Source organism: Staphylococcus cohnii species complex 1663, assembly GCF_041008415.1.
GTDB lineage: Bacteria > Bacillota > Bacilli > Staphylococcales > Staphylococcaceae > Staphylococcus > Staphylococcus ureilyticus.
On record NZ_JBFDVL010000003.1, the window covers coordinates 174,669 to 194,069 of the forward strand.

Here is a 19,401-nt window from a genome sequence, read left to right on the forward strand (position 1 = left end):
ACCTTTTTGTTTTTAAAACATATGCGATATTTCAAGATTCATATTTCCTTGTTTATTAAATTAGATAGCCTCGTTTTATATTGCACAACTCGTACATTCTTCAACACTTAATAATTTATTTCTAGTGTAATATAAAGATTTCAACCCTTTATGATGTGCATAAACATATAATCTAGATAATTCACGTGTTGATATCTCTGAGTTTACATAAAGAATTGTAGAAATACCTTGATCCACATGTGTTTGGATCGTAGCAATTAAATCGATTAATTTCATTTGATCAGTATTGAATGCGGATTTGTAGTACCACATTGTTTCTGGTGATAAGAATGGCATTGGATAAAACGTTTCTGCATTACCGTAAGTACGGCGCTCAATTTGGTCAACTATCGGCATAACTGAACTTGTCGCATTTTGAACATAAGAAATGCTTTGTGTTGGTGCAATCGCTAAACGATATGCGTGGAATAAGCCGTGAGTTTCAACTTCTTTTTGTAATGCTTTCCAATCTTCAGGTGTAGGAATTTCTAAACCTTCAAATAATTTACGTACTTTTTCATATTTTGGTGCAAACGTTTGCGAAGTGTAAAACTCAAAATATTTCCCATTCGCATAATCTGATTTATCAAAGTCTTTAAATGTTTCTTGTCTATCTTTTGCAATTTCCATGGATCTTTCAATTGAATAATAGTTCATCATCATGAAGAATATGTTAGCAAAATCTTTTGCTTCTTCAGACTCATAACCAATTTTATTTTTGGCTAGATAACCATGTAGATTCATAACGCCTAATCCAACTGAATGTAATTCACTATTAGCTTTTCTAACACCTGGCGCATTTTGTATATTTGCTTCATCACTGACCACTGTCAATGCATCCATGCCTGTGTGCACTGAATCTTTAAATTTTCCAGATTCCATAACATTAACAATATTTAAAGATCCTAAGTTACAAGATATATCACGTTTTATTTCGTCTTCGATACCATAATCGTTAATAATAGACGTTTCTTGTAATTGGAAGATTTCTGTACATAAGTTACTCATTTTAATTTGACCAATATTAGAGTTAGGATGTACTTTATTCGCATTATCTTTAAACATTAGATAAGGATAACCAGATTGCAGTTGTGTTTGTGCAATCATATTTAGCATTTCACGAGCATCTTTTTTCTTTTTATCAACATTTGGATTGGCTACTAAACTTTCGTAGTATTCATCTAAATTAATATCATCTAACGTTACACCATATTCATTATAAACTGTATGTGGTGCGAACATATAAAAGTCTTTACCTTCTTTTGCCAGTTCAAAGAATTTTGAAGGTACAATTAAACCAGTAGAAATAGTTGATAATCGTAAATCTTCATCCGCGTTAACTTTTTTAGTATCTAAAAATTCTTCTACATCATAATGGAAAATATTTAAGTACACAGCACCAGCCCCAGGACGTTGTCCTAATTGGTCAGCATAGCTAAATCCACCTTCAAGAGATTTAGCAACAGGTAATACACCTTTTGCCACGCCTTTAATACCTTTAATCGCTTCTCCTCTAGCACGCAATTTAGATAAGTTGATAGCAACACCGCCACCAATTTTACTTAACTGTTTCGCTGTAGAATCTATAAAATTGATTGAATTTAAACTGTCGTCTACTTCTAGTAAGAAACATGACACAAGCTCACCACGACGCGCACGCCCAGCATTTAAAAACGTTGGCGTTGCTGGTTGATAACGTTGTTCAATCATAGCTGAGATAAGTTGTCTAGCTGTCGGTTTATGACCATTTGCTAGATATAGTGCAACAATCACAACATGTTGCTTATAATCTTCTAAGAACTGTGTTTTATCGTTTGTCTTCAACGCATAGTCTTTAAAGAATTTACTTGCTGACATATAACTGGCAAAACGAAAGTCAATACTTTTAGCATAATCTGTAATTTCTTGTAAATCCGCTTCTGAATATTTTTCAAAAACGTCAAAATAAAAATCGTTATCCACGAGATAATGTAAGCGTTCAATTTCAGTATCAAAATAGATTGTCTTATCTTGAATCTCTTCTAAATAAACTGCTAGCGCTTCTTGATCCTTTTCCAAATTAAAGAAACCATTATCTTTTCTTTTTGTAACCTCATTGTTTAATTCAATATGATTGTATTTCTTCTCGTCCATAATCTTCATTGAAATTTCCCACCTTATCTTTAAATTCATCTATATCATCTGCAGTGCCCTGTACTTCAAACTTCAATAATAATGGAACTTGGTAACGTTCCGAAATTGATCGTCCAGCTTTTGCGAAATTTTGTCCCCAATTACGGTTTCCGCTAGCTGCAACAGCTTTTAATAAATCATCATTTACTTCTAAAAACGCTTGAACTGGTTGGGGTACCTCACCAAATCCTATTGTCCCAGTGACCAAAACGAATGGCTCCTCAATTCTCTCTGAACAATTATTTTGCGTGATTTCCATAACATTTGTCAGTTCGGTTTTTTTTATAAATCTGCGCACATTGCCGGAAAACGAAAAATATACCACTTTCATTGGCTCACCTTCTTTCTAATAGAAATACGTAAGTTGGAAAATCAAAAATTGTAAGGCTTTCGAGGTGTTGCTTTTGAATGTATTAAATGATTGAAATAACCACTATATATAGTAACTTGTAATTCTATAAGTAGGTATGTAAAAACTCAACATTTAAGTATTAATGCCTTATTTGTCATTATTTAAAGCCTGAAACTGTGTGATTTTACTTAAAATTTGATTTATTATAAATAAATTGATCACGTATCAAAACACAATATATAGTGTTTCGTCCTGGCCATTAATACTATATTATGTGTTTCATTATACATAACTCATCGCCTTATTAAAAGTCTTTAATTTATGTCAAAACAATGAAAACAGTATGAAAATGGCACCAATTCAACCTTAAACTCAATTTTAAATTTTTAAAAAATATTTTTTCGACTTTTAGAGGCTCAATGCTTGCTTTTTTTAATTTCTCTTTAAAGCTTGATATATCTGGATTATCTAGCCATAGGCCTTATATATTGCGCTTCATATATTATATTTTAGAACTAATTGCTATACTTAATTACTTTTAAAATTTCTTAATGAAACACAATATAAACAGAACGTTTGTTCGTATTTATACTTTAATATATTTCCCTTTTAAATTCAAGCATATATACATTTTCTAAATAACTATGCTAATATAGATACGTTAAAATTTTAAAATTGAGGCGATATATGTGAATCCAAAAATAAAAGGTATTATTGCTATTCTAATTTCTGCAGTTGGTTTTAGCTTTATGTCTGTTTTTTTTAGATTAGCTGGAGATCTCCCTGTCTTTCAAAAATCATTGGCAAGAAACCTAGTGGCAATGTTTATTCCTTTGTATTTTATATTTAAGTACAAACAACCACTTTTTGGTAAATTGAGTAGCCAGCCTTTATTAATATCTCGTTCTGCGCTTGGCTTAATTGGCGTATTATTAAATATATATGCCATCGACCATATGATTCTTAGTGACGCAGATACATTAATGAAATTAAATCCTTTTTGGACGATACTACTTAGTTTGATTTTCTTAAATGAAAAAGTACGCAATTACCAATTTATTGCTATGATCGTAGCCATTTTTGGTATGTTATTCGTTGTGAAACCTGAGTTTTCTTCTTCTATGATTCCAGCGATTGGCGGATTACTATCAGGTATCTTCGCGGCAAGTGCCTATACTTGTGTTAGAGCATTAAGTAGCAAAGAGGCACCATATACGATTGTTTTTTATTTTTCTTTCTTCTCTATAATAGCACTCATTCCATTTACGATATTTACATTCGAACCAATGTCTGTCATGCAAGTTGTTTATTTAATCGGTGCTGGCTTAGCTGCGGCTGCTGGTCAAATAGGTATTACCTTAGCCTATAGTTTTGCCCCAGCTAAAGATATTTCAATATTTACGTACGCATCTATTATATTCACCGCGCTATTTGGTTTTATTTTATTTGGTGAGTCACCAGATTTCTATGCAATTCTAGGTTATATCATTATCATTGGTGCAAGCTATTATATGTTTGAAAAAGCAAGACGCCAACCGTTAACCGTTCAGAAAAAGGAACAAAAATCTAAATATTAAAGGAGCAATTACGATGTCTGAAGGACGTAAACATGAAGATTTAAAAGATATTACTTTACTAGGAAACCAAAATAATAAATATGATTTTGATTATCGACCAGATGTATTAGAATCATTTGATAATAAACACCCGGGCCGTGATTATTTTGTTAAATTCAATTGTCCTGAGTTTACATCTTTATGCCCTATTACGGGTCAACCTGATTTTGCTACTATTTATATTTCGTATATTCCAAATATTAAAATGGTAGAATCTAAATCATTAAAATTGTATTTATTTAGCTTTAGAAATCATGGCGATTTTCATGAGGACTGTATGAATATTATTATGAATGATCTCATCGACTTAATGGATCCACATTATATAGAAGTTTGGGGCAAATTCACACCTCGTGGTGGTATATCTATTGATCCTTATACAAACTATGGTCGCCCTGACAGTAAATATGAAAAAATGGCAGAACATCGTTTAATGAATCATGATCTCTATCCAGAAAAAATAGATAATCGTTAATACAATAGGATAAACAAAAACCAAAAGTTGTTAAGTCTCGTTCGATAAAGGCTTAACAGCTTTTTTTATTAAAATATTTTATTTTTGTATTTTTGAATGTATTTTATATTAAATCAATTCATACTTGTTAAATTATGAGATACAGTATAAAATATATCCAACCGTTAAAGGGGAGGGAAATTATGAAAAGATCGAATTATACGCATGAAGAAATTATGAAAGACATCCCAAACAAAGGTTTCTTTGGGCATCCAAAAGGACTAAGCACTTTATTCTTCACTGAATTTTGGGAGAGATTCAGTTATTATGGTATGAAAGCCATTTTAATTTTTTACTTATATTATGCCGTGGCTGATGGAGGCTTTGGATTGCCGCAAAGTGTTGCCATGCAAATTGTCGCAATCTACGGTACTTTAATTTATATGTCAGGTATCATCGGAGGATGGATTGCAGATAGAATCACTGGTACACAAGATGCAGTTTTCTATGGTGGATTCCTCATTATGATTGGACATATTTTACTTTCGTTACCAAACAATTTAACACTTGTACTAATTGCACTTGGTGTTATTATCGCTGGTACAGGGTTATTAAAACCAAATATTTCTACAACTGTAGGAGAATTATACGAACGTAACGATGTTAGAAGAGATGCAGCTTTTACGTTATTCTATATGGGAATTAATTTAGGTAGTATATTTGCACCACTACTTACAGGCTATCTACAAACAAGAATCAGTTTCCACGCAGGTTTCTTAGCAGCAGCAATCGGTATGTTCTGTGGATTAGTCGTTTATATTTTAAAACGTAAAAAATATCTTGGCCTTGCAGGTCGTAATGTGCCAAATCCATTAACAAAACCAGAAATCAAAAAATTCACTTTAATCACTGTTGGCGTCATTGTTTTATTTTTAATCTATTTATTTATTTTACATTTAAATAATGCACTTACATTAGGAAACTTTAGTCTTTTAATCACAATTTTAGGAATCGTACTACCTATATACATATTTATTAATATGATTGTGAGCAAAGATGTTACAAAAGATGAACGTTCACGAGTATACAGTTACGTACCTTTATATATCACATCTGTGGCATTTTGGATGATTCAAGAGCAAGGTTCAACGATACTTGCGACGTTTGCAGATACAAAAACTCAATTAGAAATGAAAACATTAACCAATGGTTTAATTGATTTTTCAATTCCTGCTTCTTGGGCACAATCATTAAATCCAGTATTCATTGTGATACTTGCACCAGTATTTGCAACTTTATGGATGAAACTAGGAAAACATAATCCACCAACAGTTCATAAATTTGCTTTTGGGGCTATCATTGCAGGCCTTTCATATTTAGTGATGATTATTCCGTTAGCATCAGGAAATGAGTTGATTAATCCTCTATGGCTTGTACTAAGCTTCTTATTAATATCAATTGGTGAATTGTGTATATCACCTGTTGGTTTATCAACAACTACAAAACTTGCACCACTGACATTTACTGCACGTATGATGAGTTTATGGATGTTAAGTAACGCAACTGCACAGGGTCTTAATGCCCAACTTGTTGTTGTATATACAAAAATGAATCAAAGCGATTACTTCATGTACTCAGGATTAGTAGCAGTCGTTATTGGGGTTATACTCTTAATCATTTCACCAAAAGTAAAACGTGCGATGAAAGGTGTATATTAATTGCTTAAATTATGATATTTCTAAGTGAGCAATATAGAAATCTTTGAAATCAGATTTCTATATTGCTTTTTTTGTATAATAATACACTGCCACCCATTTAAATATAAATAAATAAAGATTTATGCTTATATAAATTGAAAATAAATCAGAATATTTCGAATATTGTTGTTTTAAGAATATTATTGAAATTTAATTTAATTAAGCGTAAAATCATTTTTATACATTCTTATAGGGAGTATGAAAGGACGGGGAATGTTTTTATGCAAAATCAAGATAAAGCCCATGAACAAGCGGTTCAATCCATCCCACAAAAAGGATTTTTTGGACACCCTAAAGGGCTAGGCGTATTATTCTTTGTTGAATTTTGGGAGAGGTTCAGCTATTACGGTATGCGTGCCTTACTCATTTTCTACATGTATTTCGCTATTAAAGATGGTGGACTCGGCATGGATAAAAGTACTGCTCAGTCAATTATGGCAGTATACGGGGCACTGATATACATGACATCTGTACTCGGCGGATGGATTTCCGATAGAATTACAGGGACACGCGGAGCAACGTTTTACGGTGGTGTTCTAATCATTATTGGACATATCTTCTTAAGTTTACCTTTAGATATCATAGGATTATTTATTTCTATGTTCTTTATTATTGTAGGTTCTGGTTTAATGAAGCCAAGCATTTCAAATATTGTTGGTAGATTATATCCCGATAGAGATACACGAATAGATGCTGGTTTTGTTATATTCTATATGTCGGTTAACTTAGGCGGATTAATTTCACCTATTATTCTAGATCGCTTTGTACATACAGGTAACTTCCACGGCGGGTTCTTAATCGCTGCAATTGGAATGGCGCTTGGACTTGTTTGGTATATATTTTTCAATAAAAGAAATTTAGGTCAAATTGGTACAAAACCAACTAACCCATTGAATAAAAGCGAGAAGAAAAAATATGGTATTTTATTTGCTGCAATCATTGTAATCATTGCAGTTGTATTATTAATTACTGGCTTAACAGGCACATTATCATTTAATTTAGTTAGTACAACAGTACTTATACTAGGGATTGCCTTACCAATCGTATATTTCACAATTATGATTCGAAGTAAAGAAGTCACAGATGATGAACGCTCAAGAGTAATCGCATTTATACCGCTATTTATACTTGGCGTAATTTTCTGGTCTATTCAAGAACAAGGTGCTAACGTTCTTAATCTCTTTGCATTTGAAAGCAGTGACATGAAATTAAATCTATTTGGGTGGAAAACAGATTTCGGCCCTACACTCTTCCAGTCGATAAATCCGTTATTTATTGTATTGTTAGCGCCAGTGGTTTCATTGATTTGGGCCAAAATGGCTCGACGTCAACCAAGCATAGCAACAAAATTTGTTCTAGGCGCAATATTAGCAGGTGCTTCTTACATAATGATTGGCTCTATTGGACATTCAGCTGGCGGTGCAGACATTAGTGTCAACTGGGTTATTCTATCTTATATTATTTGTGTTATCGGTGAACTCTGTTTATCACCTACAGGTAACAGTGCAGCAGTTAAACTCGCACCAAAAGCTTTCAATACGCAAATGATGAGTTTATGGTTATTAACAAATGCCTGTGCACAAGCTATAAATGGTACTTTAGTGAAGCTCATTGAGCCTCTGGGACACAAAAATTATTTCCTATTTTTAGGAAGTATTGCAATTGTAGTTAGTTTGATTGTTTTAGCATTTGTACCAAAAATCGTCAAAGGTATGCGTGGCATTAAATAGCACACGTATCAAGCCCACTTCTCACTTTATTGAGTAAGTGGGTTTTTTCATGCGCTAAAGCTCAGATAAACATTATCCTATTCATCCTTGCAAAAAATTGTCACAGCAAAAAAATTTAAAAATAAAGTAAATGCCACCAACTCTTCCTATATAATTATAACTGTGAAAATGTGGGTAAAGTGAATAAGCAACAAAATTTAAAAGAATATGGTGAAAAAATTGGAAAATACTAAATTCAAACACGGTGTCTTATTTTATCATGAATATAGTGGTATTAAAGATATATATCGGGGACTTGGAGATGTAGCAGCTTCCTTAACTACATTTTGTAAACATCTGTCGCTCCAACTAAGTGAAGACGAGGGTGATATTATAAGATTTTGTCAGAAGATTAAAGACCAAAGTTATAGTGACGATGTAGATATCATTTTCCTCCTTGGTGGCGATGGTACTGTCAATGAATTAATCAATGGCATAATGCAACATGAATTGAATATCCCTATTGGTATTATTCCAGGTGGCACATTTAATGATTTTGTTAAAACATTAAACCTGAGTCCACGTCATAAAATGGCTAGTCAACAACTTATTCAATCAGAGTTGCAGTCTTATGATGTTATGAAAATCAATGATCAATACGCACTAAACTTTGCTGGATTGGGACTCATTGTTCAAAATGCAGAAAATGTTCAAAACGGCAATAAGGACATCTTTGGCAAATTGAGTTACGTAGGATCTACAGTTAAAACTTTGCTTAATCCGGAGCATTTTGATTATCAATTAACCGTTGACGGTAAAGTTATTGATGGTAATACTGCAATGCTCGTTGTTGCTAATGGGTCATTTATAGGAGGCAGTCGCATACCTTTAACAGACCTTTCACCTAGTGATGGTTATCTGAATTTATTTATTTTTAAAGAACACAGTTCGAGTGTATTGAGTGATATATTTAAACAAAGAGATAGCATGAACTGGAACCATATGACAAACGGTATTCAGCATTTATTATCTAAAGATATCAAAATAGAGACCACACCCGAAATGAAGGTGGACATCGATGGAGAAATTGCATTAAAAACACCTATCCATATTGAAGTCATACCTAAAGCAATACAAATTTTAACGTTACCTGAAAATACGCCTGATAATGAATATGAATAAATACACTATATATAATGTTTACTAAATAAAATCTTATTCAAAAGGACTAATCCACGTACACAATGGATTAGTCCTTTTGATATAACGTTTAGAAATGTTCACTCTCTTAAAGTATAGATAGGTACACTTGAACTTATCGCCCACTCACTCATGGATTTTCAAGATTCTGCACATTTTAAGTATAGCATCATTAAAATTACATATTTAAACACACAAAGACACGTTCATGTCATTAAATTTATATATCGTAATCACGGTCACCTAAGAAATACTTTTCAACATCATACCAGTCATCTACACGTGTAAAACGATCATCGTTTACATTATGAGACGCAGTATACATGATTGGCTTACCTGTAAATATAGCTAACTGACGAGGGTTGTCATCTATGAGATAGTCTGCATTTACGATATCTTTACGCCCACAAAAAACAAAGTGCTGTGGATCTAAAAATGGAAAATACTCTCTTAACCATTCATATTTATCATGAAATGATGTAGGAACATCCATTGCAGCAGTAGCAATATAAACATCATAGTATTCAGTTAATTTTTTCACAACTTCTTGAGCATGTGCCATCACTTTTAATTTTTTGAAAAAACCTGGTTCGCGTAAAATTTCATGCAATAAGCCATCATGTTCGGGCATTGCGTGACGTAATTTTTTACCGTCCAGCATATCATAGGTTATACCTAAATCTGTACGTTTGTTCACATCTTCAATCAGTGCACCTACTGTATCAGCAAGTACTTCGTCCATATCAATAGCAATTGATTTTCTAGTCATCTCATACTCTACTCCCTTTTAAGTTCTCATTCACTAACAATGATCACGCATGATTACATTAATCATCTGACAACATGACCCTGTTTATCATTATTAGTATAGCAAAAAACGTTCAATGAAACCAAAATTGTACATAAGCCTATCATAATATACTATATAAATTAAATATTTTCGTTATATAGTTCAAGCTTTATACATTTTAATTTATTGAACGTTATAAATGATGTTTGTTATAAATCAAAGTTATTTAATACTTCGATCATTTTATCATTTTGCTCAGGGAAGCCAATCGTAATTCTGACACCATTCGGAAATTCTCTTGTAATGCACCCCTGTTTTAACAATGCTTCATACAGTTCGTGAGGACGTGACGTATTCACAAAAATGAAGTTCGTTTGGCTTGGATTTAATTTATGACTACTAACTGAATCAAAGAATTTTGCTCTTTCTCGAGCATTTTTTTCACGAATAGAATCTAAATACGCTTGATCTTCTAATGCAGCAAGTGCAGCGTGTTCTGATAACCGTCCTACATTAAATGGTGGTCGTATAATATTCCACTTTTCAATTGCTTCTTGAGCAGCGACCACATATCCAATACGCATACCTGCTAATCCATATGCTTTAGAGAACGTTCTAAGTAAAAAAGCATTGGAAAATTGCTCTTGTAGTGATAATGAATTTGGAAAGTCTTCAGCTGTCACGAATTCAACATAAGCTTCATCTATAATTACTGGTATTTCTTGAGGCACACGTGACAAGAAACGTTGCAATTCATCATGTGTAAAATATGTGCCAGTAGGATTATTAGGGTTACATAGCCATACAAGTTTAGTGTTATCATCAACTTCAGAAAGTATGCCTTCTAAATCAAACCCACCATCTTTTAGTGGTACCTGAACAACATCTGCTGCTTCTACTATGGCATTATGATAATATTGACCAAAAGTCATTTCACTTGTAACAATTTTATCTCCTTTAGTTAAAACAGCACGTGAAATCATTAATATCACTTCATCTAATCCTGCACCGAACAAAATACGTGCTGGATCAACATTCAAATGCTCACTTATTGCTTCTTTAATTAACGGAGAACCCGTTTCAGGATAAAATTGCAATTCATCTAAATGCTGCGTGATTGCGTCTTTCACTTTAGGTGACGGTCCATATAAATTTTCATTAGAAGCTAATTTATAAAGTTCACCCTCAATCCCGTATTGTTCTTTTAGTGCTCTTGGTGATAAACCTGGTTGATATGCTGATAATTGTTCTATTTGTTTTTTCATTGTTGATTCGGGCCTCCTTAAATTTACAGAAATTTCAAAACTTAGTAACCATTATATACCTTATTTCCATTGAAAATCAATGTAACTTTTTTTGAAGTGAGAATTTAATCAAATATAAATACGAGTTCAACTTAATGTGTGCTTTAACATAGTAAAACACATTGTTAAACTCGTATTGTCTTATGAATTAATCAATTAAATTATGTTTTTCTAAATAGTTTTTAGCTACATCATAAGGATCTTGTTTTTTCACTGTAACTTCATAATTCATTTGTTGCATATCTTCATCAGATATCTTACCTGCTAATTTGTTAAGTGGTGCTTTGATTTCAGGATGTTCCTTTAAATATGATGTTTTAAACATTGGTGCACCTTGATATGGTGGGAATACCTTTTTATCATCTTCTAAAACAACCATATCGTATTGTTTTAATTCGGCATCTGTTGAATATGCGTCAATTAAGTTAATATTTCCGCTTTCAACTGCTTGATATCTTAATTTCGGCTCCATCGTCTTAACTTCTCCAAAATCTAAATCATATGCTTTTTTAACAGCTGGATAACCATCACCACGATCATTAAACTCTAATGTGAAACCTGGCTTAATTTGGTCACTTACTTTGTTTAAGTCACCTATCGTTTTAAGGTTATGTTTTTTCGCAAAATCTTTTTTAACTGCCAATGAATAAGTATTGTTATATTTCATTGGTTTTAACATAGTCATATCGTATTTATCTTCTAAACTTGATTTTGCTTGTTGATATACCTTATTTTCTTGTTTTGATTTCAAATCTTCCTTTGTTAACTCTCCAAGTACAGTACCTGTAAACTCAAGGTAGCCATCTATATCGTCAGATTTCAAAGCATTAAATAGGAATGAAGTTTTCCCCATGCCGTCTTTAACATCTACTGTATCATCTGTTTCTTCTTCAATTAAAATTTTATACATATTAGTAATTACAGATGGTTCTGACCCAAGTTTACCTGCTAATGTAATTTTATCTCCTTTTTGAGCAAACATTGGTCCAATAATCACTAATAGCAGAATTATAATAATTGCACCTAGAGAAATAAGTAACTTTTTATAGGACAGCTTTTGCATATACCGTAAAACTAAATCAAAAAGAATTGCTAATAAAGCTGCGGGAATCGCTCCAATAATGATCAATGATGTGTCATTTCTATCTATACCTAAAAGAATCAAATCACCAAGACCACCAGCACCAATTAAAGCTGCTAATGTAGCAGTCCCTATAATCAATACCATAGCTGTTCTAACACCTGCCATAATTACTGGCATAGCTATGGGTAATTCCACTTTCGTTAATCTTCTTCCTGGCTTCATACCGATACCCTTAGCTGCCTCAATTAATGAGCTATCCACTTCATTGATACCAGTGTATGTATTTCTTAATATCGGTAATAATGCATACACTACTAACGCAATCACTGCTGGTACCTTACCAATACCAAACAGTGGTATCATCAAACCAAGCAATGCTAATGATGGTATTGTCTGTAGTACTGCCGCAATATTCATCACAATTTCAGAAATCTTACGTGTCTTCGTGAGCAAAATACCTAATGGTACTCCAATTATTGCAGCAATGAGCAATGCAATAAATGATATTTGGATATGCTCAAATATCGTAGTTAACAATTGTCCCTTTCGATCTGAAAGTGTATTTATTAATTCATTCATCTTTGACCACCCCCTGTATGCTCGGATAGATATTTAAACATATCTTCGCGTTTAAGCACATGTTGAGTAGCAGTCGATTCATCATTAATAATGATAGCATCATGATTAGCTAAATCACTATAAATGTTTTTAATAGAGATGTCGCTGTTAACAATAGGATAGCCTTTGGTAGCTGCCTGTTCATCAATCGTTAATTCTCCAATAAGGTCTGATAGTTTAATATCTTTTTCTATTTTTAGTGATTTATCCCCAACAAATTGTTTTACAAAATCACTTTTAGGATGATTAACCATATTTTCAGGTGTATCTATTTGCTCTACATGTCCTTTGTTTAATAGACAAATTCTGTCAGCAAGTTTCATCGCTTCTTGTATATCATGTGTTACAAAAACGATTGTTTTCTTTATTTTTTGCTGTAATGCTATTAAATCATCTTGTAGTTTTTCTCGACTGATTGGATCTAATGCACTGAAAGGTTCGTCCATCAATATAACTGGTGGGTCTGCGGCTAATGCACGCACCACACCAACACGTTGTTGTTGCCCACCTGATAGTTCATCTGGTTTTCTATCTTTAAAAAGTTCTGGCTCTAAGCCAACCATATTTAACAACTCATCTATACGTTCATCAATATCCACGTCTTTCCATTTTTTCATTTGTGGTACTTGTGCAATATTTTCTTTTATTGTTAAATGTGGAAATAATGCAATTTGTTGCAAGACATAACCAATATCCCAACGCATTTCATATACTGGATAGTCACTAATTGGTTTACCTTTAAAATAAATAAATCCCTCTGTTAATGAAATTAAACGATTAATCATTTTTAATGTCGTTGTTTTACCACAACCTGAAGGTCCGATTAAAACAAAAAACTCACCTTCTTTTATATTAAAGCTAAGATCATCTACAGCCTTTTTATCCCCATAACGTTTGATTACATTTTTAAATTCTATCAATTTTTCACCCTCACTCTTTTCATTGCCTTTACTATCACTTAAAAAAATTCACATAGTTAACACATAACCGATTTATGTATCATTTAACCCTTTTGAACATAGTTAGATAAAACAAAAACGAAGTTAATTGAAACCCATCAATATCACTATTACATTTGTACTTGTATAGTATATTAATAGTTGTCAAATTAACTTCGTATTTATCGCAATTATTTCAATGTAAAATACTAATACCGTTAAAATTAAGTATATGAGATTATATATTCTAAAAACAATTATTTGCTCAACTAAATTTGAGCTTTATAAGATTGTATTGTTTCTAAAAATATTGGACAGTAGTGTTTTAATTTATAACTTCCGACACCATCAATTAAGATCATATCTTGCTTTGATTCTGGTTTTCTCTTGGCAAATTCTTCCAAAGTAAAATCTGAAAAAATACTTACTGGTGGAATAGTTAATTTTTCACTTAATTGTTTACGCACGGCAACTAATTCATCAAATAAGGCACGGTCTACGCCTTCTACGGTATTGATGTTAACTTTTTCTTTTGATTTACGTTTAAATGGTGTTGTATAAATTGAAATTTGATTATTTAGCAATTCCTTTACAGATACATCGCAAATCAATATTTCATCATGCTCATTTAAAAATCCTTTAAATCGCAATTCATCCATAAGATGACTGAGTTCAGATGTCGTATAGTTTTTCATAATGCCATGTGTGGACAATTGATTATAATCACAATAGCGAATATAATCAGAGTCTTCACCCCTTAAAACTTGAATAATAACACTATAACTTTCTTGCTGTTTCATACGTGCAATACAACTTACGATCATTTTCGCTTCGTTCGTCATGTCATATGTTTTATTTTCTCTAACACAATTACTACATTGCTCACACTCTTCTAGTTTTTCATTGGGTTCAAAATAATGTACGAGTGTTGCTTCTAGACACTTTTTAGTTTTCGTATATAGTAGCATTTTATTCAATTTTTCACCCATTTTTTCTTTGTAATCATCGTCTGCTTTTGAAGATGAAATAAAATATTGGTGTAAACCAATGTCTCTATCACTGAATAAAAGGATGCAATCACTTTTCAGTCCATCACGACCTGCACGACCCGCTTCTTGATAATACGATTCTAAATCACCAGGCATGTTATAGTGAATCACAAAGCGCACATTAGATTTATCAATCCCCATACCGAATGCATTCGTTGCAACTACGACACGCACACGATCATATACAAAATCATTTTGAGCTGCTTCCCGCTCTTTATTGGATAAACCAGCATGATATATTGTGCTGCTAATTTTATTGTTTTCTAATGCTTCATGTAGTTCTTCTACTTGTTTACGTGTCGAACAATATATAATGCCTGCTTCTTTTTGATGATCTTTAACATATTCTAATACGAACTTTTGACGCTGATACGTTGGATTAACTTGAAATATTAAATTTCGTCGTTTCGTACTTGTTTTGATTTCATCGTGTTTATCGATGTTTAAGCGATCCATAATATCTTTTTGTACTTCGATTGTTGCCGTTGCTGTTAATGCTACAATTGAAAAATCTTGTGGTAGTGCAAAAACTTTATGGATGACTTCCTGATAACTTGGTCTAAAATCATGTCCCCATTTTGAAATACAATGAGCTTCATCAAACGCAACTAAGTGTATATCTAACTGCTGTAATAAGCGCATAAAATTGGCATTATCAAAACGTTCTGGTGCAACATATAAAAATTGGATTTCCCCACTTTTCAGTTGTGTTTGAATATCTTTTTGTTGCTTTTGTGTCAAACTACTATTTAAATATGCTGCGCGAATCCCCATGGCCTTCAATTGATCAACTTGATCTTTCATAAGTGAAATTAATGGGCTGATTACGATTGTGGTACCACCTAGCATTAATCCCGGCACTTGATAACAAATTGATTTTCCCCCACCAGTTGGTAAAACGCCAAGCACATTACGATGATCCATTACTTTAGTTATTATTTCTTTTTGACCTGGACGGAATGTGTCATAGCCAAAATAATGTGATAATGTTGCTTCCATGTTATATAATCCCTCATTGTTCTTTTAATTCTTCAAGCTCGCTCCATCTTGTTATATCATCTTCATACAACGTATTAAGATTTTGTTGTTCTTCATTTAATTCTTTGACTTTAGCGTAATCAGAACTTGCTTCAACCATTTCTTGTTCGATCTCTTCTAATCTATGTTCGGTTGTTTCAATACGCGCAATAATTGTTTCATATTCTTGTTTTTCTTTATATGATAGACCCTTTTTCTTTTTCTTTACATATGCTGGTTTCACTTTTGATTGTTGCTTTTCTTGCATTTGGCGTTTATCTATCTCTTTTTTATATGCTTCATAGTCATCAAAACTTCCTATGATACGTTCTAATTTGCCATCATGAATATACCAATATTCTTGAGCAACTTTATTTAAAAAATATCTATCATGACTCACCGTGATGACTGTACCACCAAAAGTAGCGATATAATCTTCTAAAATGGTTAAAGTTTCTGTATCCAAGTCATTCGTCGGTTCATCTAATAATAGAACATTAGGTTGATGTACTAATAATTTTAATAGATACAATCTTTTTTGTTCTCCACCAGATAATTTATACACCTTTTTTCCATGCGTTGCACTAGGGAATAAAAAGCGTTCTAACAACTGTGTAACAGAAACAGCAGTTCCATCTTTTTCTTTAGCTACTTCACTTTCTTCACGCAAGTAATCGATCATTCTGATGTCTCGATCTAAGCGCGCTTCAGTCTGTCTGAAGTAAGCAATTTTAACAGTTTGACCAACTTTCAATGCCCCTTCGAACGCTTGGTCATCACCATTCAAAATATTCAATAATGTTGTTTTACCGGCACCATTTGGTCCAACGATACCAATTTGTTGTCCATTTTGTATAATTTCTGTGATGTGTTCAAATAATACCTTATCGCCGATGCGTTTTGACACGTTATCAAGTTCAAAAACTTGTTTACCTAAACGTGAATATGCAAGATTTAAAGAGGCTTTATCTTGTTGTTGTTGATTTTTTACATCATGTTCTAAATCTTTAAATCTATTTTTTCGTGCTTGTTGTTTAGTAGAACGTGCTTTAACTCCTGCACGCATCCAAGCTAATTCTTGTTTATATAATGCACGTTGTTTCGCTTGTTGTTTTTGCTCTACGACTTCATTTTCAGCGCGTTGTGCGATGTAATCTTCATAATTACCGGGATAAGTAGTTAATTTCCCACGATCTAATTCAATAATACGAGATGATACTTCATTTAAAAAATAACGATCATGAGTTACGAACAGCACTGTATGTGGATACTGTTTAACATAATTAATTAGCCAACTAATTGACTCAAAATCTAAATGGTTCGTAGGTTCATCCAAGAGTAATAAATCTGGTTGCTCTATAAGTGTTTTAGCAAGACCAACTCGTTTTTGTTGGCCACCCGAAAGTTCTCTCACTTTTTTAGTCGTATCATTGATGCCTAGCTTTGATAAAATAGTTTTGATTTCAGCACTATAATCCCAAGCTTGATATGTATCCATTGCTTCTTGTGCTTGCATCATCTGTTGAAAATCTGTCTCATTCTGTGTCTCACTATATTTTGTTACAGCAGCTTCATATGAACGTATCACTTGAAGTGTCTTTGTCTCTGACGTTAATACCGCTTCAAAAACCGTTAAATTTTCTTCAAATTCTTGCTTTTGAGACGAATAACGTATGCGATATGCATTAGGATGTGAAACCTCTGCCTCGAAGTCTTCATCCAAACCAGCGATTACCTTTAACAAAGTACTTTTGCCTGTACCATTAATACCTACAAGACCTATTTTTTCTCCTTCAGAAATAGACAGATGCAAATCATCAAAAATGATTTTATCGGCATATGATTTATGTAAATGTTCAATTTTGTAGGCTTCCATCGTCCAACATCCTTTTTAATATCGAAAATTATAATTAATTCTGTTAAACTTAATTTCAGTTCTATATATTATACACCTTTTTGAACTCAAATGATACAAGGGAGCGTAGCTTATGTCAGATTTTTTTCAAGACTTACCTCCTTTTATCCAAGCACTCATCGCCGGTATCATCACTTGGTTGTTGACTGCATTAGGGGCTGCTGCAGTTTTTATATTTAAAAGAGTTAATGATAAAATACTGAACTCAATGCAAGGTTTTGCTGCAGGCATAATGATTGCTGCCAGTTTCTGGTCTCTATTACAACCATCTATTGATTATGGTTCAGGTTCATCTATTGCATGGTTACCAGCAGCAATAGGTTTTTTATTGGGCGGTTTTTTTATACGCGCGTTAGATTTAATTATCCCACACATTCACCCAAACACCCAAGACACTAACCAATACCAAGAAGGTGTAGGAACAAAAAAACTCAATAAAAATACATTACTTGTATTGGCTATTACACTCCATAACATACCAGAGGGGCTTTCTATTGGTGTAGCATTTGGTGGTGTAGTAGCCGGTAATGGACAAGCCACTTTCTTAGGCGCACTTGGTTTGGCAATTGGTATCGGGATTCAAAATATTCCCGAAGGTGCTGCGCTTTCTATGCCTATCAGAGCAGCTGGGGCTTCAAGATGGAAAGCTTTTAACTATGGTCAAGCATCTGCAATTGTTGAGCCCATATTTGCTACTATAGGTGCTGCTGCAGTACTGTTCATTACACCTATGTTACCATACGCACTCGCCTTTGCCGCTGGAGCGATGATATTTGTAGTTGTAGAAGAACTTATACCAGACTCTCAAGCTAGTAATAATACTGATTTAGCAACATTAAGTTTAATGCTAGGTTTTACTATCATGATGATTTTAGACGTTGCACTTGGATAAAAGGTAAAAGAAAAAGAAATAACTTGAATCCATTTTTTAAATAAAAAAATGATGAAGCCGAGACAATCGTCTCAAGTTCAAAACAAAGATTTTGGAGTAAATACAAGAAAAATAGCACTCAGATGATTTAATTCAATTCATCTGAGTGCTTCTATTTTTTCAATACTTCATATTGGTGATTCACTTTCTTAGGGGAACAGCTTCAGCCTGTAGTCTTCAGCTTCTCCTATTCACTCAAGCGTCTCGCCAAAATACGTCACATTTGTCCAAGAACTAAATGTCTCAAACAATCTTATTTTGAGAATGGGGATTTATGTTCTAGCCTTTTTAGCATTCTTTTTTATAATGTGCATGTTTGCTCTGGATATGTACTAATCTGCTATCCTATCCTGCTTAAAGTTCATTCATATTAAATAATTCAATACAATCATCATGCGCATCATAAAATACCATTCAATACACTTACATATATATAAAAGCCCTAATCCATTTTAA

The 19,401-nt window shown here is 33.0% G+C and carries 14 protein-coding genes; 6 read left to right on the forward strand and 8 right to left on the reverse strand.

The genetic code is table 11. The features are described from left to right. Positions 1–75: 75 nt before the first annotated feature. Together nrdE and nrdI are read right to left on the reverse strand one after the other, a co-directional pair. Complete coding sequence (nrdE, locus tag AB1J10_RS04680; protein ID WP_046207408.1) at positions 76–2,181, reverse strand: class 1b ribonucleoside-diphosphate reductase subunit alpha; 2,106 nt, start codon at positions 2,179–2,181, stop codon at positions 76–78. Next, positions 2,144–2,542 (reverse strand): class Ib ribonucleoside-diphosphate reductase assembly flavoprotein NrdI, encoded by a 399-nt coding sequence (gene nrdI / locus AB1J10_RS04685; RefSeq protein ID WP_046207407.1) that lies wholly within the window; start codon positions 2,540–2,542, stop codon positions 2,144–2,146. The genes nrdE and nrdI overlap by 38 nt, the downstream gene beginning before the upstream one ends. Before the next feature lie 710 nt (positions 2,543–3,252). Here nrdI and AB1J10_RS04690 point away from each other — a divergent pair. From AB1J10_RS04690 to AB1J10_RS04710, 5 genes are all read left to right on the forward strand, one after another. After that, positions 3,253–4,140 (forward strand): DMT family transporter, encoded by an 888-nt coding sequence (locus AB1J10_RS04690; RefSeq protein WP_046207406.1) that lies wholly within the window; start codon positions 3,253–3,255, stop codon positions 4,138–4,140. A 13-nt stretch (positions 4,141–4,153) separates the two neighbouring features. Continuing rightward, a complete protein-coding gene (queF, locus tag AB1J10_RS04695) occupies positions 4,154–4,654 on the forward strand; it encodes a preQ(1) synthase (RefSeq protein ID WP_046207405.1) in 501 nt (166 codons plus the stop codon). A 182-nt stretch (positions 4,655–4,836) separates the two neighbouring features. Then, positions 4,837–6,351, forward strand: coding sequence for a peptide MFS transporter (locus tag AB1J10_RS04700; RefSeq protein ID WP_064209518.1), 1,515 nt, complete (start codon positions 4,837–4,839; stop codon positions 6,349–6,351). 260 nt (positions 6,352–6,611) lie between these two features. Further along, positions 6,612–8,120: a peptide MFS transporter gene (locus tag AB1J10_RS04705; RefSeq protein WP_070039070.1), complete on the forward strand. Its 1,509-nt coding sequence runs from the start codon at positions 6,612–6,614 to the stop codon at positions 8,118–8,120. Positions 8,121–8,327: 207 nt separating this feature from the next. After that, entirely contained in the window at positions 8,328–9,281 is a 954-nt protein-coding gene (locus AB1J10_RS04710; RefSeq protein ID WP_046207402.1) for a diacylglycerol/lipid kinase family protein, read from the forward strand. A gap of 238 nt (positions 9,282–9,519) precedes the next feature. Here the strand turns inward: AB1J10_RS04710 and AB1J10_RS04715 are convergent, their stop codons facing one another. The 6 genes from AB1J10_RS04715 to AB1J10_RS04740 all read right to left on the reverse strand — a co-directional run bounded on the left by AB1J10_RS04715 (position 9,520) and on the right by AB1J10_RS04740 (position 17,975). Then, entirely contained in the window at positions 9,520–10,068 is a 549-nt protein-coding gene (locus AB1J10_RS04715; protein ID WP_046207401.1) for a 5' nucleotidase, NT5C type, read from the reverse strand. A gap of 230 nt (positions 10,069–10,298) precedes the next feature. Next, on the reverse strand, positions 10,299–11,354 hold the full coding sequence (hisC, locus tag AB1J10_RS04720) for a histidinol-phosphate transaminase (protein WP_369003025.1): 1,056 nt from the start codon (positions 11,352–11,354) through the stop codon (positions 10,299–10,301). Between the two features lie 187 nt (positions 11,355–11,541). Continuing rightward, on the reverse strand, positions 11,542–13,056 hold the full coding sequence (locus tag AB1J10_RS04725) for an ABC transporter permease/substrate-binding protein (protein WP_070039067.1): 1,515 nt from the start codon (positions 13,054–13,056) through the stop codon (positions 11,542–11,544). Further along, positions 13,053–14,015, reverse strand: coding sequence for an ABC transporter ATP-binding protein (locus tag AB1J10_RS04730; RefSeq protein ID WP_070039066.1), 963 nt, complete (start codon positions 14,013–14,015; stop codon positions 13,053–13,055). The genes AB1J10_RS04725 and AB1J10_RS04730 overlap by 4 nt, the downstream gene beginning before the upstream one ends. Positions 14,016–14,302: 287 nt before the next feature. Beyond that, positions 14,303–16,081 (reverse strand): DNA helicase RecQ, encoded by a 1,779-nt coding sequence (gene recQ / locus AB1J10_RS04735; RefSeq protein WP_046207397.1) that lies wholly within the window; start codon positions 16,079–16,081, stop codon positions 14,303–14,305. A gap of 13 nt (positions 16,082–16,094) precedes the next feature. Continuing rightward, positions 16,095–17,975 (reverse strand): ABC-F family ATP-binding cassette domain-containing protein, encoded by a 1,881-nt coding sequence (locus AB1J10_RS04740; protein WP_070039065.1) that lies wholly within the window; start codon positions 17,973–17,975, stop codon positions 16,095–16,097. 112 nt (positions 17,976–18,087) lie between these two features. Here AB1J10_RS04740 and AB1J10_RS04745 point away from each other — a divergent pair, with 112 nt between their 5' ends. Continuing rightward, positions 18,088–18,906, forward strand: coding sequence for a ZIP family metal transporter (locus tag AB1J10_RS04745; RefSeq protein WP_046207395.1), 819 nt, complete (start codon positions 18,088–18,090; stop codon positions 18,904–18,906). Positions 18,907–19,401: the final 495 nt, after the last annotated feature.